This is a genomic window from Falsihalocynthiibacter sp. CO-5D18 (genome assembly GCF_041205445.1).
GTDB classification, from domain to species: domain Bacteria; phylum Pseudomonadota; class Alphaproteobacteria; order Rhodobacterales; family Rhodobacteraceae; genus Falsihalocynthiibacter; species Falsihalocynthiibacter arcticus.
On sequence record NZ_JBGFCF010000017.1, the window covers coordinates 84,670 to 109,103 of the forward strand.

Annotated in this window: 23 protein-coding genes and 3 pseudogenes; 6 read left to right on the plus strand and 20 right to left on the minus strand. The window is 54.1% G+C overall.

Going from position 1 to position 24,434, the window contains the following annotated elements:
• Positions 1-19: 19 nt before the first annotated feature.
• Both AB9F27_RS18890 and AB9F27_RS18895 read left to right on the plus strand, forming a co-directional pair.
• Positions 20-691, plus strand: a complete 672-nt coding sequence (locus AB9F27_RS18890; protein ID WP_335585222.1) for an amino acid ABC transporter permease — start codon at positions 20-22, stop codon at positions 689-691.
• A gap of 42 nt (positions 692-733) precedes the next feature.
• Positions 734-1,870: an aminotransferase class V-fold PLP-dependent enzyme gene (locus tag AB9F27_RS18895; RefSeq protein WP_335585223.1), complete on the plus strand. Its 1,137-nt coding sequence runs from the start codon at positions 734-736 to the stop codon at positions 1,868-1,870.
• Positions 1,871-1,928: 58 nt separating this feature from the next.
• Here the strand turns inward: AB9F27_RS18895 and AB9F27_RS18900 are convergent, their stop codons facing one another.
• From AB9F27_RS18900 to AB9F27_RS18950, 11 genes are all read right to left on the minus strand, one after another.
• A complete protein-coding gene (locus AB9F27_RS18900) occupies positions 1,929-2,762 on the minus strand; it encodes a dipeptide/oligopeptide/nickel ABC transporter ATP-binding protein (protein ID WP_335585224.1) in 834 nt (277 codons plus the stop codon).
• Positions 2,759-3,658, minus strand: a complete 900-nt coding sequence (locus tag AB9F27_RS18905; protein WP_369758013.1) for an ABC transporter ATP-binding protein — start codon at positions 3,656-3,658, stop codon at positions 2,759-2,761. The genes AB9F27_RS18900 and AB9F27_RS18905 overlap by 4 nt, the downstream gene beginning before the upstream one ends.
• Complete coding sequence (locus tag AB9F27_RS18910; RefSeq protein ID WP_335585226.1) at positions 3,655-4,518, minus strand: ABC transporter permease; 864 nt, start codon at positions 4,516-4,518, stop codon at positions 3,655-3,657. Before AB9F27_RS18910 ends, AB9F27_RS18905 begins: the two co-directional genes overlap by 4 nt.
• The gene (locus AB9F27_RS18915; RefSeq protein WP_335585227.1) at positions 4,511-5,518 is read right to left on the minus strand and encodes an ABC transporter permease; all 1,008 of its coding nucleotides are present in this window, start codon (positions 5,516-5,518) and stop codon (positions 4,511-4,513) included. Before AB9F27_RS18915 ends, AB9F27_RS18910 begins: the two co-directional genes overlap by 8 nt.
• 74 nt (positions 5,519-5,592) lie before the next feature.
• Positions 5,593-7,131 carry an ABC transporter substrate-binding protein gene (locus AB9F27_RS18920; RefSeq protein ID WP_335585228.1) on the minus strand — a complete coding sequence of 513 codons (1,539 nt, stop codon included), beginning with the start codon at positions 7,129-7,131 and terminating at the stop codon, positions 5,593-5,595.
• Positions 7,132-7,280: 149 nt separating this feature from the next.
• Complete coding sequence (locus tag AB9F27_RS18925; protein WP_335585229.1) at positions 7,281-8,828, minus strand: NAD(P)/FAD-dependent oxidoreductase; 1,548 nt, start codon at positions 8,826-8,828, stop codon at positions 7,281-7,283.
• Positions 8,829-8,833: 5 nt separating this feature from the next.
• Positions 8,834-10,381, minus strand: a complete 1,548-nt coding sequence (locus tag AB9F27_RS18930; RefSeq protein WP_335585230.1) for an indolepyruvate oxidoreductase subunit beta family protein — start codon at positions 10,379-10,381, stop codon at positions 8,834-8,836.
• Positions 10,382-10,392: 11 nt separating this feature from the next.
• On the minus strand, positions 10,393-12,537 hold the full coding sequence (locus AB9F27_RS18935) for an indolepyruvate ferredoxin oxidoreductase subunit alpha (RefSeq protein ID WP_335585231.1): 2,145 nt from the start codon (positions 12,535-12,537) through the stop codon (positions 10,393-10,395).
• Positions 12,538-12,548: 11 nt separating this feature from the next.
• Positions 12,549-12,995 carry a MarR family winged helix-turn-helix transcriptional regulator gene (locus AB9F27_RS18940; RefSeq protein ID WP_335585232.1) on the minus strand — a complete coding sequence of 149 codons (447 nt, stop codon included), beginning with the start codon at positions 12,993-12,995 and terminating at the stop codon, positions 12,549-12,551.
• Positions 12,992-14,557: a phytoene desaturase family protein gene (locus AB9F27_RS18945; protein ID WP_369758014.1), complete on the minus strand. Its 1,566-nt coding sequence runs from the start codon at positions 14,555-14,557 to the stop codon at positions 12,992-12,994. Before AB9F27_RS18945 ends, AB9F27_RS18940 begins: the two co-directional genes overlap by 4 nt.
• 9 nt (positions 14,558-14,566) lie before the next feature.
• Entirely contained in the window at positions 14,567-15,361 is a 795-nt protein-coding gene (locus tag AB9F27_RS18950) for a cyclase family protein (RefSeq protein ID WP_335585234.1), read from the minus strand.
• A gap of 336 nt (positions 15,362-15,697) precedes the next feature.
• Between AB9F27_RS18950 and AB9F27_RS18955 the strand changes: the two genes are divergently transcribed.
• The 3 genes from AB9F27_RS18955 (at position 15,698) to AB9F27_RS18965 (ending at position 17,835) form a co-directional block, all read left to right on the plus strand.
• Complete coding sequence (locus AB9F27_RS18955) at positions 15,698-16,123, plus strand: cupin domain-containing protein (RefSeq protein WP_039003113.1); 426 nt, start codon at positions 15,698-15,700, stop codon at positions 16,121-16,123.
• Positions 16,124-16,186: 63 nt separating this feature from the next.
• Positions 16,187-17,029 carry a fumarylacetoacetate hydrolase family protein gene (locus AB9F27_RS18960; protein WP_335585235.1) on the plus strand — a complete coding sequence of 281 codons (843 nt, stop codon included), beginning with the start codon at positions 16,187-16,189 and terminating at the stop codon, positions 17,027-17,029.
• Positions 17,026-17,835: an SDR family NAD(P)-dependent oxidoreductase gene (locus AB9F27_RS18965; protein WP_335585236.1), complete on the plus strand. Its 810-nt coding sequence runs from the start codon at positions 17,026-17,028 to the stop codon at positions 17,833-17,835. The genes AB9F27_RS18960 and AB9F27_RS18965 overlap by 4 nt, the downstream gene beginning before the upstream one ends.
• A gap of 24 nt (positions 17,836-17,859) precedes the next feature.
• On the opposite strand, the gene AB9F27_RS18970 is transcribed toward AB9F27_RS18965, so the two are convergent.
• The 6 genes from AB9F27_RS18970 to AB9F27_RS18995 all read right to left on the minus strand — a co-directional run bounded on the left by AB9F27_RS18970 (position 17,860) and on the right by AB9F27_RS18995 (position 22,672).
• Complete coding sequence (locus AB9F27_RS18970; RefSeq protein WP_335585237.1) at positions 17,860-18,333, minus strand: MarR family transcriptional regulator; 474 nt, start codon at positions 18,331-18,333, stop codon at positions 17,860-17,862.
• 83 nt (positions 18,334-18,416) lie between these two features.
• On the minus strand, positions 18,417-18,800 hold the full coding sequence (locus AB9F27_RS18975; RefSeq protein WP_335585238.1) for a hotdog domain-containing protein: 384 nt from the start codon (positions 18,798-18,800) through the stop codon (positions 18,417-18,419).
• Entirely contained in the window at positions 18,793-19,206 is a 414-nt protein-coding gene (locus AB9F27_RS18980) for a RidA family protein (protein WP_335585239.1), read from the minus strand. Before AB9F27_RS18980 ends, AB9F27_RS18975 begins: the two co-directional genes overlap by 8 nt.
• A gap of 15 nt (positions 19,207-19,221) precedes the next feature.
• Positions 19,222-19,650: a thioesterase family protein gene (locus AB9F27_RS18985; RefSeq protein ID WP_335585240.1), complete on the minus strand. Its 429-nt coding sequence runs from the start codon at positions 19,648-19,650 to the stop codon at positions 19,222-19,224.
• A complete protein-coding gene (locus AB9F27_RS18990; RefSeq protein ID WP_335585241.1) occupies positions 19,647-20,390 on the minus strand; it encodes an SDR family NAD(P)-dependent oxidoreductase in 744 nt (247 codons plus the stop codon). The genes AB9F27_RS18985 and AB9F27_RS18990 overlap by 4 nt, the downstream gene beginning before the upstream one ends.
• Positions 20,387-22,672 carry a bifunctional salicylyl-CoA 5-hydroxylase/oxidoreductase gene (locus AB9F27_RS18995; RefSeq protein ID WP_335585242.1) on the minus strand — a complete coding sequence of 762 codons (2,286 nt, stop codon included), beginning with the start codon at positions 22,670-22,672 and terminating at the stop codon, positions 20,387-20,389. The genes AB9F27_RS18990 and AB9F27_RS18995 overlap by 4 nt, the downstream gene beginning before the upstream one ends.
• Before the next feature lie 318 nt (positions 22,673-22,990).
• On the opposite strand from AB9F27_RS18995, the gene AB9F27_RS19000 reads away from it, so the two are divergent.
• Complete coding sequence (locus AB9F27_RS19000) at positions 22,991-23,410, plus strand: thioesterase family protein (protein WP_039003123.1); 420 nt, start codon at positions 22,991-22,993, stop codon at positions 23,408-23,410.
• A 9-nt stretch (positions 23,411-23,419) separates the two neighbouring features.
• On the opposite strand, the pseudogene AB9F27_RS19005 reads toward AB9F27_RS19000, so the two are convergent.
• From AB9F27_RS19005 to AB9F27_RS19015, 3 pseudogenes are all read right to left on the minus strand, one after another.
• Positions 23,420-23,530: pseudogene (locus AB9F27_RS19005) on the minus strand (IS5/IS1182 family transposase); the annotation flags it as partial.
• 69 nt (positions 23,531-23,599) lie between these two features.
• Positions 23,600-24,100 (minus strand): annotated as a pseudogene (locus AB9F27_RS19010) (helix-turn-helix domain-containing protein); the annotation flags it as partial.
• 181 nt (positions 24,101-24,281) lie between these two features.
• Positions 24,282-24,434, minus strand: a pseudogene (locus AB9F27_RS19015) (IS5/IS1182 family transposase); the annotation flags it as partial.

Here is a 24,434-nt window from a genome sequence, read left to right on the forward strand (position 1 = left end):
AAAGGCAGCAGTGCAGTAAATGGAAATCTTTGATATTTTCTTCAACCTCGACGTCATGAGGCGCTCTTTTCCCATTCTGATGCGGGGGCTTGTGAACACCCTCTTACTTGGCGGCGCGGCCTCCGTATGTGGCGGTATTTTAGGGGTGCTGGTTTGCCTTGTGCGTCTTTATGCGCCTAAACCTTTTCGGCTTCTGGCAGTCCTTTTTGTCGACATCATGCGCGCCATTCCCGTCTTGGTGGTTCTGATTCTTGTCTATTATGCGTTGCCGTTTGCAGGGATTGTCTTTCCCCCGTTCATCGCCGCAACCATTGCGCTTTCGTTGGTCCTTGCGGCCTATACGGCGGAAGTTGTGCGCGCAGGAATCGAAGCCGTTCCAAAGGGCCAGTTCGAAGCCTCAGAGGCGCTTGGCCTTTCCTTCTTTTCGATGATGCGCAAGGTGATTTTGCCACAAGCTTTGCGGATGATGATTCCGCCGCTCGCGTCCTATTGCGTCGCCATTATGAAAGATACGTCTCTGGCTTCGGTCGTCACGATGGGCGACCTGTTGAAGCAAGCAACCGACGCACAAGCGCTCTTCGCGAATCCAACGCCGTTGTTGTTGGCCGCGTTGATTTATATCGCGATCCTGTGGCCGATGGTGCGGTTCACCAGTTGGCTCGAGCAGTATTACAAGCGCGGATACCACTAAAGGTAAGCGATCCCCCCTCACTCAGTTCTACGGAGAAATAACATGTCCGCACTTAACGGTGGCGACGCCTATTTACTATACCATTCCATCGGCCACTACCCCGACAAAGAGGCAGATTTGGCGCAAGAACTCGCTGCATTTTCAGCCAGTTGGTCAGCGTTTAATGACGGGCAGTGGAACGAAATTCTGGGCAAACGCCAGAGATTCATTGATCTCTGGGCCGAGCTTATCTGCGCGCCAAAGGGCACATTGACCACCGCTGAAAACGTAACTTCTGCGATGATGACCTTCATCGGATCCTTGCCGCCTAAAATGCTCATCGGCAAGAAAGTCCTCGTCGCCGAAGATGGCTTTCCGTCGATCCATTTCCTGTTGACCGGCTTGGCTGAGCGTTATGGTTTCACCCTGCAAACTGTACCGCTTCGGCAAGGCGCTCATTGGGTTGAGGAAGACGATCTTATCGCGGAGTGGGATGAGAATGTTGCGCTGGCGCTTTTGACGTGGATCAGCTCGACCACCTCCCACCGCAACGACCTGCCGCGTCTTGTCGAACATGGCCGTAAAATGGGCAGCTTAATCGGCGTTGATATCACGCAAGGCGCGGGGCTATTGCCATATGATGTAAGTGCGCCGCAGGTGGATTTCGTGATTTCGACCAGCCTCAAATGGCTTTGTGGCACCCCTGGCGCGGGTATCCTTTATGTGGATGATAAATTGTTGCCGCTCTGTGAGCCGGATTTGCGCGGCTGGTTTTCCCAAGACAACCCGTTCTCTTGGGCGCTGGATGCCTTTGCCTTTGCGCCCGACGCGCGGCGGTTTGACAACGGGACGCCGTCAACCGTTTCTGCAATCGCCAGTCTTCCCGCGCTTGAATGGCGCATGAAGCAAGATACCGAGGCGTTCGTGGCCCACAATCAGACCCTTTGTGCGATGCTCCTTGAAGGGCTTGAAGCGCTTGGCCTGACATTGGCAACTCCGCGTGAGGCGGATCGGCGCGGTGGTAGCCTTATGCTGTCGTTGCCAGAACATATTGTTGCGGCCGAGGTGGTTCAAAAACTGCGCGAGCAGCAGATTTATATGGATTGCCGTGGCCAAACTTTGCGCATGTCGCCAGGTCCGATAACCACCGTTGCTGGCGTAAAACGTACGTTGATCGCGCTGGAAGAAATACTGCGTTAAATCGCGGGAAGCCTTGCAATGAAGCGAGCCTTGTTTTCCGCAAGGCTCGCTTTTGTTGTTAAAGCTCTGCGGTATTTTCCCACCAATCCTCGTCAATTTCAGGGAGTGGGATTGCAGCCAACAACGTTTTTGTAATGGCAGATTTTGGAGACTCGAACACCGTTTCAACGGGACCGTTGTCCACGATAACCCCATGATTCAGCACGATCACGTCGTCGCATAAATAGCGAATAACCGAGAGGTCGTGACTAATAAAGGCAACCGTGAGGTCCATATCACGGGCCAAATCGCGCAAAAGCGTAAGAATCTGGGCTTGGCTAGAGACATCCAGACCCGAAACGATTTCGTCGGCCAAGATGAAGCGCGGCTCAAGCGCGATTGCGCGCGCGATACCAACCCGCTGGCGCTGTCCGCCGGATAATTCATGCGGGTAACGATTGCCGAAGTCTGGTGTGAGCCCAACCTTTTTAAGCGCCGCCAAAGCATCGGCGCGTGTGCCGCCACGGCCATACCGCTTCATCGGTTGGGCAATAATGCGCCAAACTTTGTGGCGTGGATTGAGGGAGGACATCGGATCCTGAAAAATCATTTGAAGGTCGCGACGCAAAGGGCGCAATGCCACCTCATCCAACGTACTGATGTCCATGCCGTCAAAAATAACTTGCCCAGAGTCAGGCTCCAGAAGACGGACAAATATCCGACCCAAGGTGGATTTCCCAGATCCCGATTCCCCGACGATTCCGGTTATCTTTCCCTTGGCAATATCGAGGTTTAGGTTTTTAAGAACCTCAATGCGCGGGGCAGGGCCGAGAAGGGGTTTATGCGCGCGGTCTGGAAAGGACAAACGAAGGTTGCGAATAGAAAGCAATGCGGTGTTTTGCGTTTGGGTCATGCTCGATCTCCCTTGGCGTAAGCGGCGTCGATCTGGGCAATGTCGCTGTGAAGTTCGGCGATCAATTCGGCGGGCACAGGGGAAAAAGACTTCGCGGTTGACTTGGTCGTGGGCGTCGCCTCGATCAAGGCTTTTGTATAGGGGTGGCTTGGGTTTTCAAAAATGTCGCGCGTTACTGCATCCTCCATCACGCGGCCGGCAAACAAGACCGTCACTTTCTGGCTGATTTTGGCGACGACGCCCATGTCATGGGTGACAAACAGGACGGCGGTTCCCGTTTCATGCTGAAGTTCGCGGATCAGTTTGAGGATTTGTTTTTGCACGGTGACGTCGAGCGCGGTGGTCGGTTCATCCGCCACAATTAAACGCGGCGAAGGGGCAAAAGCCGCAGCAATCAAAACGCGTTGCCGCATGCCACCGGACAGTTCATGCGGATAACTTGCCATGACGCGTTCGGGTGCTTGAATATGTACACGATCCAAATGCTCGCGGGCCCGCGCCAAGGCACGATCAGCACTCCAGCCGTGAATGCGCGTTAAAGTATCGGTGATTTGCGGGCCGATTTTGCGCACAGGGTTGAGGGCGGTGAGGGGGTCTTGGGGTATCAACGCCGACATTTTCGCCACGGTTTGCCGCCGTGTTTTGGCGGACATTGCGTTTAAATGTGCGCCCTCCAGCAGGATTTCGCCCTCGGTCACTTCGACCTTATTGGGTAATATGCCAAGCACCGCTTTGCCGATCATCGACTTACCCGCACCGCTTTCGCCGACCAATGCGCGTACCTCGCCAGGTTCTAGGTCGAGCGAGACGTCCCGCAACAGGCGCCGCCCATTTGGCAGGGCAATATTGAGCTTGATGATGTCCAAAGTTTTGGCGTGTGGGAAAATTGTGGTCATTGGAGCACCGGATCAAATTGTTGCTTGAGGCCTTCTCCGAGGGTCGAGAAACTCAGGACGGACAAGAAAAGGGTGATGAGCGGAAACAGCAGAACCCACCACGCGAAGTGAATTGAGCCACGGCCTTCGGCGATCATGCTGCCCCAAGTTGGGTCATCTGATGAAATCGAGAGATTAACGAAGCTCAGGATGGCCTCGACGATCACGGCAATTCCCATCTCCAGCATCAAAAGCGCGATAATGGAGGGGAGGACATTGGGCAGAATTTCACTAAACAAAGTCGCTACCCGACGAGCGCCGCCGATCCGTGCGCTGTCGACGAAATCCATCTGTGCTTGCACCATGGTTTCGGCCCGAATAACACGGGCAAAACGTGTCCAGTCGATCAGCGCGATGGCCGCAATGACGGAGCCAAGACCGGTGCCGATGACGGCCACCAGAAGCACCGCAAAAAGTACGGGGGGAAAGGCCATCCAAATGTCCACGAGGCGCGAAATTATGCGATCCGGCCAGCCGCCATAATATCCTGCGATCAGGCCCAAAGTAGAACCAAAAATACAGGTCGTGGTCGCCGCGATGACGCTGACGAAAAGAGCGATGCGCGCGCCGTAAATGATCCGCGAGAGAACATCACGCCCAAGGCTATCCGTGCCCAGCCAATGACCAGCCTCGGATCCCTCCATGAAAAAGGGGGGGAGGCGCTCAAGCATAAGGTCTTGAGAGAGAGGATCGAAGGGCGCAATTAGCGGCGCAAAAAGCGCGGCGATCACAACAACCATGATCCATGTAAGCGGCAACCACAGCCGTAAATTTACATCCGCTCGATACGCGCGGACGGTTGGTGTCGTGACATCAGCCATGCCGGAACCTCGGATTTAAAAGGGTGTAGGAGAGATCAACCAACAAGTTGATCACGGTGAAAAGGGCGGCAAATAAAAGCACGATGCCCTGTACCAAAGGGAGGTCGCGATTGATCACGGCATCGATGGCCATATTGCCAAGACCTTCGTAGGCAAAGAGGCGCTCGACGATCACTGTGCCGCCAATGAGGAAGGTAAATTGCACTCCGATAAGCGCAATCGTTGGCAAGGCCGCATTGCGCAATGCTTCGCGCAGAATCACCGAGGTTTCGCTAAAGCCACGGACGCGGGCAAGGGTTGTGTAATCCTGAAGCAGGATTTCCTTGAGGTTCTGTTTCAGGAGAAGTGCGATCATCGCGGCCAAGGGAAGCGCCAACGACATCGCTGGCATCAACATATGCGAGAGCGTAGAGCTAACCACATCAAAACGCCCGCGCAATAGACCCTCAATCAGGTAGAAATTTGTGGTGAAATCTATGTCGATGCGTGGATCAACCCGCCCCGAAATGGACAGCACAGGCCAGAGGACGCCAAACAGGAGAACGAAAATTAATCCCCACAGAAAATCAGGAATCGACAGGACTGCACCGCTGGTCAAATCAAGACTGGTTTCAACGCCAGTTCCCCGTTTGCGCGCGCCGACAATTGCGATCAAGCCGCCAAGAAACACCGCAATCAAAAGCGCCATCACCGAGAGTTCCAACGTGGCGGGAAGGCGTCCAAGGACGAGGCCGGCGACCGGTTGGCGCAGGGTAATTGAGGTACCAAAATCACCGTGAAGCACCCCACCCATCCAGATAATAAACTGTTCGGGCAGGCTTTTGTCAAAGCCATAGAGCGCCGTCAGATTTGCGATGTCTTGATCCGTCGCCCCCGGAGGCAGCATCATTGAAATCGGATTTCCGGGCGCAACGCGCACCAGTACGAACACAACAACGGCCACGCCGAATAGTGTGACCATGGTGCTGAGCAGCCGGATGAGAATGGTTTTCACAAGCATAGAAGCCTCATTAGAATAAGGTTTCGGACCGCAAGTGTATTGCGGTCCGAGGTATCATAAACGGGCAAGTATGATTAGTTTTTGCTCACGGCTTGTGGCAGAAGATCGCCAGACGCGAAGGGTTCAACATCAATGTTCGAGTTGAAAACAATCGGTGTCACATATTGCAAAAGCGGAATGACATAGCCCTCTTCGGCGATGTAGCGCGACACGGCTTTGTAGCCTGCGATCCGTTTTTCTTCGTCGGCTTCGACAAACAGCGGGCCAATTTTTTCAACGAGATCCGGTGTGTCCCAAACCGCGTGGGGGGAGGGGCCAAACATCGAGAAGCCTGTGGATGTTGACGGGTCGCCAATCGAGTTGCCCCAATTGTAGAAGGCCGCAGGTGCAAGCGTGTCTGTGGCGCGCAACTCATAGTGTTTTGCGATTTCATAGACTTCGATTTCGGCTTCAATGCCAACTTTGCGCCACATGCCAACGATGGCTTGGATCATTTCGTAGTCTTTTGGCTTAAATCCGCGCGTGGTTTGGATTGTGAACTTCACGGGATTGTCGGTGGAATATCCCGATGCCGCCAAAAGATCTATGGATTTCTCTGGGTCATAAGCGACTTGGATGCTGTCGTCATAGGCCGCATAACCGGGTGCTTCGAGTGTCGAAAGGGGGACACCATAGCCGTGCAGAAGACGGTCAATGAGCAGTTGTTTATTAATCGCATGGTGGGCCGCAAGGCGCACGTTTTTATCCGTCATGACCTCAATGTCGTTGAGGAAAATCATGCCGATATCGGTGATTGGTATCGCCTTGCCAGAAAGGCCGTCCTTGGCGATCAAACGGTCATATTCTTCATAGGGAATGTTGGTTGTGATATCGGCATTTCCCGACTCCACTTCGGCCACGCGCGAGGCCGCATCGGTCACGAATTTGATCGTCACGGTTTTAAATTCTGGCGCGCCGCCCCAGTAGTCTTCAAAGGCTTTTAGGCGCACATAAGCACCCGGCTCGAATGCGTCGACCATATAGGGACCCGAGCCAATGGGGGCCTTTTCGAAGCCTTCGGAGCCGACTTCTTCGTAGTACGCCTTCGGTAGAATAAAGGCCGTCAAGAAGGCCATCCATTTGAAAAGCGCCGGTTCAAATTCAATCACATCTGCAGTGATTGTGTTGCCCTCAACCGTGAAATTGCCGATCTTGGACCAGACAAATTGCATGGGGTTGCCAGTTTCTGGGTTTGCTGCGCGCGTGAGGGACCAGACCACGTCTTCTGGCGTCAGGTCGTCGCCATTGTGCCATTTAACACCCTCGCGGACGGTCATCGTCACTTTGGTTTTGTCGTCGTTGAAGCCCCAATCGGTCAACAGGCCGGGCTCGAACGAAAGGTCCGCCGCTTGATTGATGTAACGGTCAAAAACCGCCAGATAAACGGATTGCAGCGCGGGGTTTACGGCGGCGGGGCCCGTGGTTGGGTCCCAGCTTTGGACGGAAGTATTATAGGCAATTGTCAGGCTGTCGGCGTCTTGGGCAAAGGCCGGTGCGCCGGTCGCGAATAGTGCGGCGAGCGCGGTAGACGCGCCCACAAAACCACGTCTTGTGAGGTGTGTTTCTTTCATCATTTTGTAGCTCCCGTTGGTTGAAAGGGGCCCTTGAAGGGCTCTTGTTCTGATATTATTTGTATTCACATTATCGGATATTAGTTTGAGCTTAAAAATTTTATAATTAAAGTATTAATTCGCAAAACGTCCGTTTTTTTGGTGTTTGCACGTTATTTAATCATTTGGGACACAAAAGTTCCCGATCCTGCGCCGGTTCCTGCACCAGGCCAACAGGAGGCTCCGATCATGAACAACCCGTTCAGGGGTGTGCGCCCATCCGCGAAGCCACGAACGGGGCGGAAAAGGAAGTTCTGATTGAGGTGATGGGAACCGCATATTTGATCGCCGCCAACAAGGTTCGGGTTCTCTTTTTCTAGGTCAAGAGGGGACACAACGGTTTGCGCCAAGATGGTTTCGCGAAAGCCCGGAGCCTGTTCTTCGATCAGGTCGAGCGCGCGTTCCGCCATCGGACTTTTTGCATTTTTCCAGTCTTTGGTCGTTATTTTGCCCGCGGCATCGCCTTTTATGTCGGCGGGAACCATGCGAACTTGAACCCAAAGAACGTGCTTCCCTTCGGGTGCGCGACTGGTGTCAAAGGCCGTGGGTTGACCAACCACAAGCAAGGGAGTCTCAGGAAGAAGACCCGCAGAGGCCTGCGCATATGCAAACGACGCCGTCTCCATTGTGCGCCCGATATGCACATAAGCAAACGCCTTGAGGGCGTCGGCTTTCCACGGGACGGGGCCGTTAAGCGCGAGGTGAATCATCATCGTCCCTGGCGCGTGTTTGAATTTCTTGAGGCCCTTGTTGAAACGGGTATTTCCCGAGTCTTCGCCTATCATACGAAGCAAGTGTTTCGGGGCAAGCCCCGCCAATATAGTTGAAGCTTCTATTTCTTTGCCATTGACGCGCACACCGGTAGCAACGCCATTCTTGTGCAAAATCTCGTCAACTTCGGCGTTGCAGGTGATCGTACCGCCATGGCTTTCGATCATCGAAACCAAAGCACGAGTGACGGTATCTGCGCCGCCTTTGCCGATCACCATTCCCATGGCCTGTCCGCCCATGGCTTCGAGGTAGGGAAAGATTGCGCCGCCAGCGATATCGGGTGCAAAATCGAGGTGCATACCCCATGTGGACAAAGCCGTGTGTAGGCGTGGGTCGGTGAAGTTTTCCTCAAGCCAAGCGCGGGGCGACGTGAGCAAGAATTGCGCGATCTCAAGACTTTTCGCGGTGCCCAGTACGTGCCACGATTTCCAGAAAAACTTCAGCAACGGGCCCGGCCGCATCGGGGTGCCGAGCAGGCCACCCACAACACTGGCGCGCTGTGGGAAGGCCTTCATCAGACTGCGCCATGTCGCCTTATCCGCCTCAGAGTGAAAGGTGGAAAGCGTTTCTTCGACATCCGTTGTCACGCCTAGATGGTCGCCCGGCTCTAGCGCTTGCGCAAAAGGGCGCGTGATGGGTACGAATTCGACACCGTGTTTGGCAAGTTCTGCGCCATGTTTGGCCATAAATGCTGAACCCGCAAACATCGACAGGTTCATCGCCGCGACGTCGTGGCGAAAACCCGGCAAGGTGAGCTCTTCTGTGCGGACCGCGCCGCCCGGAGTGGGGCCGCGCTCAAAGATGTGCACGGATTTCCCGCGCGATGCGAGGTCCGCAGCGGCGACAAGTGCGTTAATGCCCGCGCCGATAATGACAATGGGTGCAGGCATCTCATCTACCTCGCAAAGCTTTTGACGGTTTCGAGCGCACCATCGAGTTTGTCGCCCTCGACATCATCGAGCGCCGCCGTGCGCAAGCGGCGCATCCAATCTGCGGCGTCCGCGCGTCCGTTGAGCAAATCAATCGCGCCCATAATGCGGGCAAATTTTGACATGCCGCGCACATGCGTATCCGAGTAGCCCTTGATGAGGCGGTAATTGGCAAGGATTTCGCTCGCAAGCGCGGTGTCCGTTTTGGCAATTTTCAGAACGGTGGCGAACCACGTGTTCATATGCGCCATTTCGCTGTCGTGGCGCAAAAGGCTGCGGCGGATTGGGCGCAGAGAGGACACAAACCATAGGGACAGATAGCCAAACAAGCTGTCGGTGCGAATACGGCGGCCTTTGTCGAAGTGCTTGAAGTAAAAGGCGTCGATGCCTTTACGGCGTTGCATAAAACGGCCAAGAGCGCGGGGGAGGGTTGTGGTAAACTCTTCATAACGCGGGTGAAAATATTCGGTGAGGTGTAGAACTTGGTCGTCTTTGACGATGACTTCGTCCTTTACGCGCTCAAATCTGGAGGCGCGCGTTTTAATATCGGCGACCCGCAATAGATCATCATAGACCAGCGCGCGCGCGCAATATTTCGCGGCATTATTGCTCATGTCAAAAGGAGCGGCATCCAGAGCCACGACCTTCTCGACCATATCAAGATATTGATGGCCGTAGCGGATGTCTTGGAAGTCCACGACTTTTTTAATGCCAAGTCCGGTCATTTCTTGGGTGTCGTCAGGTAAGGCCAGCAGGCGTTTTTCGAGCGTTGCCCATGATTTTTTGAGGCGCTTTGGAACGTTGAGTACGGATACTGGTAAGGCGACGACCTCTGGTTCTGGCGCAGGTTTGTCGCCCTTGGCGATGTCATAGGCGTCACCGAATGCGCGCAAGGATGCCTCGACGCCACGGCCAGAAGCGCGGATTACCTCTTCATAACTGGCGCGCTCAAACGGCAATGCACCCGATCCCGCCAAGGCGCCCAAAAGCGATGACGAGATCACCGACCCCGCCCGTTTGGCCACGGTTTCCATGTCGAAGGCCACAACGTGGTCCGCCGCAATGCCCATGGCTTCAATGACGTCCGCGCCATCTACGCGTCCGTCGCCGGGTGCGATTTTTTCCGAAACCGCCGCGATCCGGTGGGTGGATGTGATCAGCGTTGTACGACCGGGGGTTACAAAACCACGCATGATCGCACGGCCCCCCTCCATCAATTCCGACGCCATCAAAATGTCGACGTCGCCAATGGAGGGCGAGAGGGAAAATACGGGCATGCGCCCTGTGTCACGACACATTTCGACATAGTAGATCGTTGCGCCTGTACGCTGTGCGACGCCCGCAACAGACGTGGATTGCGCGCGGTAACCGCTGGCCTCGGCGACGGCCACGATCCAATTTGTCAGGACGCCTCCGCCCTGACCCCCAACAGCCAGAGCCGCCAGTGTGATGATTTTTTCGCCGCTGGAACCGGGGGAACGACGGGCGACAATCGGTTTATTTGGAATGTTCATTGATCGGTTCCTTAGGCAAATGTGACGCGTTTGGCGTCTCGGCGTGTTTGAAGCCAAGCGATGACTTTGCCCGTGCCTTTGGCGCGACGTTTTTCACGGGCGCTTGGATTTGTGATGATGTCGGCTTGGAAGAACGATGGACAAAGGACCGCCGCATCCGCCACTTCGCCACAGTTGCCACAGCCAACACAGGTCTGGTCAATCGCGGCTACGGGATCGTCGCGCAACGGGTCACCTGTGTCTTTGACGGACAAGGATGGACAACCAGACAGACGCATACAGGCGTGATCGCCGGTACAAATATCTTCGTCGACACCAAAGCGCGGACGCACAACGCGTTTGCCCTCTTTGGCGGCTTTGGTCATCTGGGGTTTGACGCGGCGCTGTTTGTTGAGCATGCATTCAGACGAGGCAACAATGACCTTTGGCCCATCGGCGTCCGTGGTCAGGGCCTCTTTCAAGGTGTCGCGCATTTTTGTCACGTCATAGGTGTTGTCCAACTGACGGATCCATTTGACGCCCATCCCCTTACAGGCGGAAACGATGGAATTTTGGGTCTGTTTGGTTTTGTTATCCGCACGTGAAGACAAGTTATCTTGGCCGCCGGTCGCCGCCGAATAGAAGTTGTCGACGATGACAATCACATTGTCGTTCTTGTTAAAAACGGCGTTGCCAACAGAGGAAGTCAGGCCGTTGTGCCAAAACCCGCCATCACCAACGAAGGAAATTGAGCGACGCCCAGATTTATTGACGTTCTGAAGGGCAGACGCCGAAGCGGGGCCAAGTCCATAGCCCATGGTTGTCGCGCCGAGGTCAAACGGCGGCATGATCGAGAACAGGTGACAGCCAATGTCGGACGCGATGTGATGCTCGCCGAGTTCTTCCTCAACCAGTTTCGTTGCGGCAAAGATCGGGCGCTCTGGACAGCCTGTGCAAAATCCGGGGGGACGCGAGGGCAAGCTTTTGGAGAGATCGGGGATCGCTACAGGCTCTTCGTTGCTCATGACTTTGGCGGTGGGCACCATATTTGGCGCATGTTCAGAGAAGAAGGTTCCAAGCCCTTCGACCATCACTTGGCCGGTGTATTCGCCACCCATTGGCAAAACGCCTTTGCCCTCAAGTTTGACGGTTTTCCCCTTCTGATAGAGCATATGTGCGATTTGCTGCTCGACATAGTTTGGCTGGCCTTCTTCGACAATCAGAATGGCGTCTTTGCCCTCACAGAAGTCCAGAATTTGATCAGGAACCAGTGGGTATACACAATTGAGCACCAACATATCCACGTCGGTTTCGCCATAAATATCGGCCATTCCTAGACGGTTGAGGGCGCGGATAACCGTGTTATAGGTCCCACCTTGCAGGATGATCCCGACCTTGCTGTTGTCTTTGCCAAACCGCTCATTGATCTCTTTGTCGATAATGAATTTTTGCGCGGCGGGGAGGCGTTTGGTGAGTTTTTCTTCTTCGTGGATATAGGTCGCAGGCGGTAAAACGATGCGGTCAAGATTGCGCTGTGGGTTTTCCAACGCGTCCGACACCGTCACTTTTGGCGGCTTGTTGTCTTCGGCGATAAAGTGACCGTGGACGTGGCAGGAGCGAATGCCAACTTGGAGCATCACCGGCGTGTTTGAAATTTCCGACAGCTCGAACCCGTCGCCAACAGATTTAACGATCGACGGAAGATTAGGGCGCGGATCGAGCATCCAAACCTGTGATTTCATCGCGAACGCATAGGTGCGCTCTTGCATGATGGAGGAGCCTTCGCCGTAGTCTTCGCCGACGATAATCAACGCGCCGCCCGTCACGCCGCCAGAGGCGAGGTTGGACAAAGCATCAGAGGCCACATTGGTGCCAACAACTGATTTATAGGTCACCGCCCCGCGAATGGGATAGTGCACGGAGGCGGCGAGCATTGCTGTTGCCGTCGCCTCAGAAGCGGAGGCTTCAAAGTGTACGCCAAGCTCGGTTAGAATCTCTTGGGAATCCGAGAGGACGTCCATTAGATGCGAAATCGGGGAGCCTTGATAGCCGCCCACATAGCCGACGCCGTTTTGCAAAAGGGCCTTGGTGATGGCAAGAATGCCTTCGCCTGTAAAGGTTTCACCCTCTCCCTTTTTTAATTTCTGAACTTCCTTGGCGAATGAGCGTTCGGCCATGGTTTACTCCTTTAAAAGTCGTGATGGCGGATGTCGTAGAAGATCCGCACAAGAAATGTGTTGAAAGTTTCGCGCTCGTCTGGGCTTAGGGCGGCCAGCATCGTGTCGCGCATTGTTTGCATCGAGGGCCACGCAGCGTCATGCACGGCGCGGCCTTCTATGGTAAGGCTAATCAGGCGGTAACGGCTGTCGGTTTCAGGCGCCTCACGGGAAATAAGCCCCGCGCTTTCCATCGTGTCGAGCGTCCGAGAGAGCGTGGATTGTTTGATGACGGTCAGCACAGAAAGCGCGTTGATGGTGCAGGCACCGTTTTCCGCCAGCGACGCCAATGTCCGCATTTGAGCAACAGAAACGCCGGCCTCTTTGAGAGCGGATTCGACACCCTTATTATATCGCGCGGCGATGCGGTTCATCAGATAGGGGGTGAATTCTTCGAGGGACTCAGAAGGATTGCTCATGCGCCAAGCTCCTTGGCTGTTAAAAAGCCTGATCCGCCCGAGAGGCCCGGACCAGGATGCGTTGACGCCCCGATATGATAGAGGCCCTTGATGCCCGTTTCGTGGCGCACGCTGTCTTTGAAGGGGCGCCACAGGAAGAATTGCTCAACCGAGCACGCGCCGCCATACGGGTCGCCGCCGACAAGGTTCATGTTGTATGCTTGCAAATCCGCTGGAGAGATGGCACGGCGGGTAACAATGCGCGCGTCAAAATTTTCGATGTGTTGGGATAGGATTGCCTGAATGCGGTCGGCATAGGCTTCGCGTAAATCCTCGCTCCATTGTCCGTCGACTGGAGCTTCGATTTCGCCTTTTGCATCGCCTTTGATGAAACGTGGCGCTTCCGGCATTTGCAACCAAAGCACAGTTTGGCCCTCGGGCGCACGGCTAGGATCGGCGGCGCAAGGTTGGCCAACACAGATGGTCGGAACTTCTGGTAGCATCCCGCGCTCGGCCTCATTGCCAGCCTTTGAAACGGCGTCAAGACCGGCGGTCAAATGCAACAATTGGACGTTTTCCAACCCTTCGGTTTTCCAATTTACCGGACCATCAATAAGGAAGTGCAGTTGGAAATTACCCTTGCCGTATCGATACTTGCGCAAGTCTTCTTGTTTCTCTGGCGTGGGGGCCAATGTCTCGAACAATTGATTTGGCGTGGTTGAGGCTAACACCGTTTTGGCGGAAACCTTCTCGCCAGAAGCCAGTTTAACGCCCGTCGCCTTGCCGTTTGACGTCGTGATTTTTGCGACTTTGGCGGAGGTTTGAACGGTTCCGCCATGCTCTTCGATGATAGCGATCAGCCCGCGCACCATTTCCGCCGCGCCACCTTTGACAATCGGCGCACCTGCCGCTTCAAGGGCGAAACCAATGACTTGGCCCATTTGCCCTGAGAATGTGGCCTCGGGGCTAAGTCCTGCATGCAGGCACCATGGCGCCCAAAGCGCGCGCGTTAGGTCGCCCTCAAAGGAGGTTTCAAGCCAGCCGCGCATGGAGGTTAATGCATCGCCCATCGTTGCGGCGATTCCACGGGGTTTGCGTTTCCATGTTTCTTTTGCCATGAGTTTGGCAGTCGATTTTGACCATGGATCGCCGCCCATGAGGCCAAACAGCAGCTCTGCGTTTGCGCCAAAGGCATCAAGATCCGCCGCGAGTTGTGTCCCGTCGCCCGCTTGCGCCGCGTTAAAAGCCGCCACGTTGCGCGCGCGGTCAGTCGTATAAGTCAACGCCCGCCCGTCAGGCATCAAAACACCCGTGGGCGTATCGGTGGCGCAAAATTCAACGCCGTGCCGTGCGAGGTCTGCGCCCAATGCACCACGCGCCGCGCCAGTAACCCAGAGCACAAAGGTTGTGGCGAGGGGATCGTACGTCACCCCCTCGGCCAGATTTTCGGACCGCATGCAACCGCCAGCAATCGCTTCGCGCTCAAAAAGCATGACGCTTTTGCCGGATTTCGCGAGCATAGCCCCCGCAACCAAGGCATTGATTCCGGAGCCGATGATGGCGATGTCAGTTGATGTGGCCATTACGCGTTCCTATGCGTTTGGAACGAGGGCCAGAGCGCGAATTGGCGAGCCTGTCCCTTTGACGATTTTGAGCGGTGCCGCGATGAGGATCGCACCTTTTGGAGGCAGTTCACTGAGGTTTGTCAGGGACGCGAGGCCGTAGCGGTTGTTCTTGTGGAGCAAGTTATGCGCAGGGAAGGGGATTTCAAATCCGCCCGCTGCGCCGGCATCTGTCCCGATGCACTGTGTGCCCCAGCCAAGCGCCTTTTTCTCTTCCATAAGATACACAATAACTTCGGCGTTCGGGCCGGGTGTATGCGGGCCATTTTCGTCGGCGTTCAGGAACTTGGCTTCGTCGGTATTGTATTGATCCCAGTCCGTGCGCATTAAAACCCACTCGCCTTCTTTGATCTCGCCGTGTTCGGCTTCCCATGCCTTAATATGCTCGACGGTGAGCAGGAAATCGGGGTCCGCTGCGGCCTCTTTTGAGCAATCAATGACATTGGCGGGGGCAACGAAATTCTGTGGCGCGATGGTGTCGACGGAACCGTCGGGGTAGTCTTTGCCGGTGACCCAGTGGTGCGGCGCGTCATAGTGGGTGCCGGAGTGTTCGCCAAGTTTCAGCCAGTTCCATGCCCACCAAGGACCACGATCGCCATATTCGGAAATTTTGTGGATTTCGACTTTTGGCGTGTTGTCAGCAAAGTTTTCAGGCAGCTTCAGGAGCGGTGTGTCTGGGCCAAGCGGCGCGGTGCAATCGACCACTTTGACAGAACCATCAAGTAGGCCGGTGGCGACCTCAGCAAGCAGACTTTGAGCGTTCATTTAGGGGAATCCTCCGTTGATTTTATTTTGTATTGTTTAGGTGTATGCAAATGCATGTAGATATATTCTTCAAGAGCAAAGTTTATTTTTGGCGATCTTTTTTCGATTTTTGAGGATTAAGATGAGGTTATGCCGCACCCCTGATGGAACATTAGGCTCGTAAACTTTATAAAATGCCCAATTTGTGCGCGGTATTGGCCCGTTCCATCCCGAGGAGAACCCTGTCGCGCACCGGCGCTCCACCTGAAAGGGTGTAATAAAATACTTGAAGTTTAAAATTAATGATGGCACGTTCACATTTGAATAAACGAGTTACATAGCCTTAGAGGAGTTCATATGACTGAGAAAGTTGTTCCCGTTGTCACACGCGCAGCCGAGCTTGATGATGGAACGTCGCAATCTGGTGATTGCGTTCGTAAATCTGGCGTTAGCCCGCAGCACACACCCGCAACAAAAATCTGGTTTGGACGCGTTTCCAATGACCCAGGACATCGCTCCCCCCCGCATCACCACGACGAATGCGAAACAGGTGGTTACGTTCTAAAGGGACATGGCCGCATCTATTTTGGTGACGGCTATAAAGAATACACGGACCTACATGAGGGCGATTTTGTATTTGTTCCACCTTACATGCCGCATGTCGAAGTCAACATGAGCACCACTGAGGAGCTTGTTTGGCTCACATGTCGGACGCCTGACAATCTTGTCGTCAACCTTCCCGATGTGCCTGACGAAGACCTCGAAGGCTACCGTCGCCCATAATTTAAGATGCGCCCTTACTTCGCCAAGTGGCAAGGTGAGGGCGTTTTTACAAAAGGAACTTTCATGAAGCTTCTCCGCTATGGGCCCATTGGCGCCGAACGCCCCGCAATTCTTGATACTGACGGAAAAATGCGCGATCTGGCGAATGTAATTCCTGATATTAACGGCGCTGCATTGTCCCCTGAAGGGTTGGCTAAGGTCGCAGGTCTTGATCTTGCAAGCCTGCCCATGGTGCAGGGCTCGCCGCGGATCGGTTCCGCCATCGCGCGCCCCGGGAAATTTATTTGCGTTGGCCTGAATTATGCAGATCACGCGCGCGAAACAGGTAAAGAACCCCCCGCCGAACCAGTCCTGTTCGCAAAGGCGACGACTTCGCTTTGCGGTCCGAATGATGACGTGGAAATTCCGCGCGGGTCTGATCGTACGGACTGGGAAGTCGAGCTTGGTATTGTGATCGGCAGTCGTGCGAAATATGTCGATGAGGCCGATGCGCTGGATTATGTTGCCGGCTATGCCTTGGTCAATGATGTGTCTGAGCGTCGTTTTCAATCAGAGCGGGGCGGTCAATGGATCAAAGGCAAAAGCCACGATACCTTTGGGCCTGTCGGACCTTGGATGGTAACGAAAGACGAGTTCGCAGATATTCAAAACGTTGATCTTTGGTTGGACGTGGATGGCCAGCGCCGCCAAACTGGCAATACCAAAACGATGATCTTTGGTGTGGCACATCTTGTGCATTACATTTCGCAATTCATGACCTTGGAAGCGGGCGACATTATTGCCACCGGTACACCTCCGGGCGTGGGTTTGGGGATGAAACCGCCGACCTTCTTGAAGGCCGGAGAAGTAATCACTCTGGGCGCTGCGGGCCTTGGAGAACAACGTCAACGGATGGTGCAAGCATGAGTATAGATTTTGAAAAAGTGAAATCGGCGCTTACCGATCTGAACGGTAAGACCGCCATTGTTACGGGCGGAGCACGGGGGCAGGGCGCGATCGAGGCGGAACTGCTTGCGCATGCAGGGGCCAGTGTTTTGATCTGCGATGTCCTCGAAGAAGAAGGCATTGCACTTGCCGCGCGGCTTTCCGAGGACGGTAAAGATGTGCGCTTTCAAACGCTTGATGTGACGTCTGAGACAGCATGGGTGAAAGCTCTAAGTGTTATTATTTCGTGGACGGGTCGCCTTGATATTCTCGTCAACAACGCTGGGATCATCAGTCGCAAAATCATCCGCGATATGTCGGTTGAGGAATGGCGCAAAGTGATGGACGTAAACGCAACGGGCGCTTTCATCGGTACCAAGCTTTGCGCGCCGATGATGGCGAAAACGGGCGGCGGAAGTATCGTCAATATTTCCTCCAACAGCGCGTTTTCTGGCCATTATGATGCGGCCTATACTTCCTCCAAATGGGCGTTGCGCGGGCTTACCCGCACGGCGGCAATGGAATATGCGCAAGAAGGCGTTCGGGTGAATGCGATCTGTCCTGGGTTGATTGTGACCGACCTTAATCGTGGCTCACCCCACCTTGCTCCGATGATTGGCATGACACCGATGCAGCGTTCGGGCGAAGCGGATGAAGTTGCACAACTCGTACTTTTCTTGGCCTCCGAGGGGTCCGCCTTCATCACAGGCGAAGATTTTGTGATTGATGGCGGCTTTACCGCAGGCGCTGGCTATCGTCGCGTCGCAAAGGAAACTGGAATCCTTTAGGATCCCAAAAACATCTCCGGCCTTCTAGGGCCGGGGCTGCTTGTTGCGCACGTCGAGCATGATCGAAATGCCTCGTGCCGCGTCGGTTTCCGGCACGTTGGCGAACATTTCGTCGATCCAGCTGAGGTGCTCTGCGGTCATCACATCCAAAAGTTTGCTGCCCTTTTCGGTAATTTTGACCAAAAAGGCGCGCCGGTCGCTTGCCATATTTTCGCGCACGGCCAGACCTTCGTTGACTAGGCGCTCAACAACACCCGTAACATTGCCGTTCGAGACCACCAAATGTTGCGACAGCTCACTCATTTTCATGCCTTCGGGATTGGCATAAAGCGCGGCCATAACATCAAAGCGTGGCAGGGTTGTATCGTATCCCGAGCGCAATTTATCGCGCAGGGTGCCCTCAACATGGCGCACCGCCTTGAGCATCTGAAGCCAAAGCCGCAAACGCTGACGTGCGAGGGCGTCGTCCTCGACTTCGTGTTGGTTTTTCGTGGTCATAATTGGCCCCTAATCGCCTGTAGTTAACAGACACTTTCCTATACCAGCGGAAGCGCCCTTGGGTAAAGCGAAAGGTTCAAGGCTCAAGCATCAGGAAGTTTGCGGGATTTGCCCTCGGCGTCAACGGCCACCAATAACACATCCGCCGTCATGATACGCCGACATGCCGTTTCTGGCTCGGCCCATCCAGATATCGCAAGATTAAAGGAGCTGTTGCCCCGACGAGATAGTTCGGCGTAAACCGCGAATTCTTCTCCAGCGGCCAGTGCCGCGTGAAAGTTCAACTCTTTGATGCTGGCAATCACCACATTGCCATTGCTAATTTTACGCCCCGCCAGGCCCGCAGTGTGATCCAGTTGCGACATGATCCAGCCGCCAAAAATCGCGCCACTTGGGGTCGCCTCATTATAGGGGGCGACCGTGATCAATGTGGCGGGAGTTGTGGGGCGCTGCACGACGTCATTCATGTGGAACAACCGCCGTCGCTTCGATCTCGATGCGTGCTTCATCCTCCATGAGGGCAACTACTTGCACAACCGCCATCGCAGGGAAGTGGCGCCCAATAACATCACGGTATGCAGCACCAAAGGCGCGCAGATTCTCATTATATTCCTGTTTATCAGTGATGTACCACGTCAAACGCACCAAGTGTTCTGGGCCAGCTTTAGCCTCTGCAAGAACAGCAACGATGTTTTTCAGGGTCTGGCGGAATTGCCCCACCATATCGGTGTGCTCCCATTCCTGCTGCCCATTCCAACCAACAAGCCCGCCAGTGAAAACCATCCGGCCCTCGGCCAATACGCCATTTGAATAGCCTTTTGCGGGCGCCCAGCCGTCGGGTTGAAGAAATACGTGCGGTGTAAGGGTGGTCATATAAATTCTTTCTAATTATGTCGTAGGCGAAATGAGATAGGCAGACATTTCTGTCCGCAAAGGGGCAGGCCACGGTGTAGATTTTGAGGTTGAAGTGTCGACGTAAACAACGGTCGTAGATCCTTCAAAGCGGGTTTCGCCCTCACTGGAACACTTCAAATCAAAACTCGCAGATGAGGTGCCAATACGGGTGACCACTAGGGAAAACTCAAGCCAGTCACCAAGCTTGGAAGGGGCGCGAAACCGCATATCGATGCTGCCTGTTGGGGTGCCCATGCCGTCACCCGTTTGAAGCATTTGCGCCCAGCTGGTCCCAACCGCATCGCCGAAGAACCGTTCGACCAACGCAGATATCATCTCGAAATAGCGCGGATAGAACACGATCCCTGCGGGGTCGCAGTGATTGAATTCGACTTGTCGTTTGAGGGTGAAAACCTTGCTCATGTCTCGCCCCCAGAGACGGAAATGCTTTGCCCCGTGACCATGTCGGAGCCTTCACCGCAGAGCCACAAAACAGTATTCGCAACATCTTCGGGTGGCACGAGCTTGTTCATCGGGTTGGTTGCTTCCAGCGAGGCGCGGGCCTCTTCGGGGGAGCGACCCGTTTTCTCAACAATGTTCGCGATGGAGCGTTCAGTCATTTCCGTATCTAAAAAACCCGGGCAAATCGCATTCACGGTGATGCCCTTGCGTGCCAATTCAAGGGCGACGGATTTTACCATACCAATCACGCCATGTTTTGCGGCCGCATAGGGTGCGACATAGGGATAGCCCTTGATCCCAGCGGTCGAGGCAATCGCGATCATGCGTCCCCACGGTTTGTCTTTCATCGCCTTCGTGGCTTCGCGCAGGGTTAAAAACGTTCCTGTCAAATTCACAGACATCATGCGTTCAAACGCGGCAAGTTCGGTGCGTGCGAACGGCGCACTTTCGGAGGCACCCGCGTTGGCAATCACGATATCTGGCGCGGTAGTTGCCATGACTTTGGTTATCGCGGACTCGTCGGTGATGTCGCAAACAACCGCCGTTATATTGCTGTGTTTCGCGGCGACCGCTTGCAAGGGCTCAAGCCGACGCCCACAGATCGTGACCATTGCGCCAGCCTCGGCCAGCGTTAGCGCAATGACTGCGCCAACGCCTGAACCCCCACCGGTAACGAAGGCCGTTTTTCCTGCGACGCTCATGTTGCCATTGCTTTCGCGCGTTCTGCCAAGGAGTTTGCTTGGCGGCGTCCACCCTCATAGGGCGCGGGCCATTCTTGCTCGGTATCGCCGAGCTCAACTGCTGCATGCAGCGTCCAATAGGGATCCGTCAAATGTGGCCGTGCCAGTAGGACCAAGTCCGCACGGCCCGCCATCAATGTGGAATTGACGTGATCGGGTTCGTAAATATTGCCCGCAACCAAGGTTGGAATCCCCACTTCGTTGCGTACACGATCCGAGAACGGCACTTGGAACATGCGGCCATAAATCGGCTTTTCCGCTTTGTCCGTCTGCCCAGAAGAAACGTTTATCGCCGAGGCGCCAGCGTCTTTGAGCATCTGCGCGATGCCTACGGAATCCTCGGGCGTAACGCCGTCTTCACCCATCCAATCGTTTGCCGAAATGCGGACAGTCATCGGTTTTTCTGCAGGCCAAACGTCGCGCATCGCGTGGAAGATTTCGAGGGGATAGCGCATGCGGTTTTCAAGGCTTCCGCCGTATTCATCGCTGCGTTTGTTGGTGATGGGCGAGATGAAGGCCGCGAGCAAATAGCCGTGCGCGCCGTGCATTTCGATCATGTCAAACCCAGCAGCTTCGGCGGCTTTTACCGCGTCAACAAACTGTGTTTTGACCATGTCCATGTCGGCACGATCCATTTCTTTGGGGACAACATTGCCCTCCATCAAAGGAATAGGTGAGGCTGAGAGAAGCTCCCAATTTTCGCCGTCGGGCAAGGGCAGATCGATCCCATCCCACGCCAACCGTGTAGAGCCTTTGCGCCCAGCATGACCAATCTGTGCACAGATTTTCGCCTTGGTTTCTGTATGGGCAAAGTCGACCAAACGCTTCCACGCAGGGACTTGCGCGTCAGATATACAAGGGCAACCGGGCGTGATGCGGCCTTGCTTGCTCACACAAAGCATCTCGGTAAACACAAGCCCTGCACCACCTTTGGCGCGTTCGGCATAGTGGACAAAATGCCAGTCGGTGGGCATGCCGTCTTTGGCTTTATACTGCGCCATCGGGGAAACAACGACGCGGTTTTCGAGCGTCATATTCCCCAGCTTAAACGGCGCGAACATCGGACTGCGTTTGGAGGCGCTACCCGCTTGTTCTTGGAACCATGCCTCCGCTGAGGCGAGCCATTTCGGGTCGCGCATCCGTAGGTTTTCGTGGCTGATCCGTTGGGACCGCGTGAGCATGCCATAGTTAAGCTGCATCATGTCCAGCCCAAGATAGCGCTCTACATCTTCGAACCATTCGGTCGAATTACGGGCAGCCGAGGTGACGCGCAAAACCTGTAACTTGCGCTCATCTTGATAGGTTTGTAGCGCCTCGGAGAGGGGTTTTTCGGAACTAAGTTCATCCGCAAGCATGATCGCGCTTTCCATGCCAAGCTTAGAGCCGGATCCAATCGAGAAATGCGCCGTCGCCGAAGCATCGCCCAAGAGCACAACATTATCGAAATACCAATTTTCACAGGTGACGCGCGGGAATTGAATCCACGCAGAGCCACGAATGTGATTGGCATTGGTCATTAAGGCATGGCCACCCAAATGTTTGGCAAAAATCTTCTCGCACAGGGCAATGCTGTCGTGCTGGTTTAGGGTGTCAAAACCGAAGGATTTATAGGTTTCAGGCCCGCACTCCACGATGAACGTCGCAGTGTCATCATCGAACTGATAGGCGTGCGCCCAAATCCAGCCATGCTCGGTTTCTTCAAAAATAAACGTAAAAGCATCGTCGAATTTTTGATGCGTGCCAAGCCAGACAAAGTGATTGCGGCGCATATCAATTTCCGGCTGAAATTTGTCTTCATAAATTCCGCGCGTCATTGAATTCAGGCCATCCGAAGCCACAACGATATCGAACTCTTCTTTGAGGTCTTCAATGCGTTCGGGCGTAATATTCGTTTCAAACTCGATCTTCACACCGAGTTGGCGCGCGCGGTCTTGTAGCAAGAGAAGCAGTTTTTTGCGCCCAATACCGCAAAAACCATGGCCGCTTGATGTCATGCTTTCGTCGCCGCGCACGACCTTGACGTCATCCCAATACGCAAAGCTGTCACGGATCATTTTCTCAGAGACGGGATCGTTTACTTCGAAGTTTGACATGGTCTCGTCGGAAAGGACGACGCCCCAGCCAAATGTATCATCCGCTTTGTTGCGTTCGAAAACGGTAATGTCATGGCTGCTGTCGCGCAAAATCATTGAAATTGCAAAGTATAGACCCGCTGGGCCGCCTCCGAGAATCGCTGTCTTCATCTTGGTATCCTTTACGGGTGGAGCTTTTGCTGCCTCTATGTGAAAGGCAACGCATGAACTAGGCAATTTACTTTAGATATAAAGTTAAATTCCGATGATGCATCTGTCAACGACCTTTGTGCGGAAATCAAAGATTCCGCGTGGCTAAGATATATTTGTGGAAAATTCATATATTTAACGCATGAACTGGCACAGATGAGCCGTTGAGGACAAAAGCCTCATTTCGGGGCAAGCTTGACGATTGAACGAACTTTAAGCATAAACTATATAGACCCGCGTATCACCTCGATATTGGTCGCAGTAATTGAAGGATAAGTTATGCCATTTGAAATTTCAAAACCCATGCGTTTCGGCGATTGCGATCTGACCGGAATTGCATACCACCCTGCCTATTTATCCTATCTTGTGGATGTAAATGAGGCCATGTTTGCCTCTTTTGGCGTCACGTGGAAAGAGTTGATGTTTGAACGGCACCTGGGGTTGCCCAGCGTGAAAATGAATATCGTGTTCAAAAAACCAGCAGTTTATGGCGATACATTGAAGTTTGCGGTGCACGTAAAACGTATCGGTAAGTCTTCGCTAGAACTCTATACCGTGGTGACCGTGGATGGGGATGTGATTTGGACGATTGAGCAACTCATTGTCATGACCTCGACCAAGGATCACAAATCCCATCCTTGGCCCGATGATTGCCGCGCAGGCCTCGAAAAATATCTACATCCCGAGTTGAATGACTAGGATCAGAATTCAGCGATTGATCCAGAAGATGACAATTGCGGAATAGAACGTGTGTGCGCATCGGTCGAAGCGCATGGCAATACGTCGCCAATCTTTGAGTTTGGCGAATATGTTTTCAACCGCTTCAATCAGGATCGCAGCCTATCGCAAGAGTTCATTTCAAAGCCAATCGCAACGCAGCTCTTACTGAGTGGCGCGGCCTTTGTGCGACATAAAAGGGCAGGGATACGGGCCTAGCTGAGACGAGTTCGAATTAGTCTGACACCACCCCCCAAAACTCTCGCGGCGCAATCGAGGCTGATGAAAAGTTCTGCGCTGTTTGCACGACAACCAGATCCCCGCATCTTGCATCCATTTGCGCAGCGTCTCGCGAGAGATTTTCAGATCATGGTTTTCAGCCAACTTCTCTGCCGCAAGGGTTGGCCCAAACTCCGCATATTTTTCCTGAACCAAAGTAATCGCAAAATCCCGGATCGCTGGATCAATCCAATTATTGGATCTACGGCCGCGCGCTCGATGTCGGATGGCCGCGGCGCCAGAGGATTGAAACCTTTTCAACAGCCGTTGTATTTGCCTTCGACTCAACCCCAGCACATGCGCCGCGGCAGCAGCTGTCATCCGGCCCTGTGTTACTTGGCTCAAAACCTCAATCCGGTTCAACTCACGCTCGCTCATCATCACCCATCCCACGACCACACTCCAATCCTGTTTCAGACAGGGAAGTGTGACATTCTAACTTTGCGCGTACATGAGAAAGTCTTATAATAAATATTATGTAAAATATAGTTGTCTTCTATAACCGCGCGTCATCGATAAGTGCCCATAACAGAAAAAAACGATTACCGACGAAAACGGTCATTAGGCTCAGGACTCATAACCAAAATAGGCCTGTAGCAGCGAGTGCGATTGCGGAGATGAATACGTTAGGGCATCGATCATATCGGGTTGAAACGCGCCGCCAGTCTTTCAGCTTTCCAAACATACGTTCGGTCCTGTTGCGCCTTTTATACCAGCGCTTGTCATA